The sequence below is a fragment of the Dellaglioa sp. CoH-56-MRSF-11 genome, from assembly GCF_056782135.1.
This window is the reverse complement of sequence record NZ_JBXAYE010000075.1, coordinates 1-316: the sequence shown is the minus strand read 5'-3', so window position 1 is coordinate 316 and position 316 is coordinate 1. Positions and strand designations below refer to the sequence as shown.

Annotated in this window: 1 protein-coding gene; it reads left to right on the top strand. The window is 53.5% G+C overall.

What is annotated here, in order from left to right; all coding sequences use genetic code 11:
- Positions 1–254: hypothetical protein (locus tag AC1RPT_RS07900; RefSeq protein ID WP_481763003.1), on the top strand; the 254-nt coding region annotated here is incomplete at its 5' end.
- Between the last annotated feature and the right edge of the window lie 62 nt (positions 255–316).

Sequence of the window (316 nt, the reverse complement as noted above, 5' to 3'; positions counted from 1 at the left end):
ATTCTGGGCGACTCGGTGATTGCGTAATCGCGATCCGCGCCCTGTGTCAGGAGCACATGGATGATGACACGCTGGTGCGTATTGACGCACGCATGATGAGTGCGCTAGAATTCGAGATTGATGTCTACATCTCGGACCGCAAATATCCGCTGGCGGTGCTGCACAAGCAACTTTCGCTCTTGACATTGACCCAGTGGATGGAGCAGAATGCGTTCATGCGGGATTTCACGATTCCAACCGCCTACTTGAACTGAAGGAGCTACCATGAGCCAAGAACAGAAATACTCGTATGTGCCGACCGAGTTTGCCGCTGCCC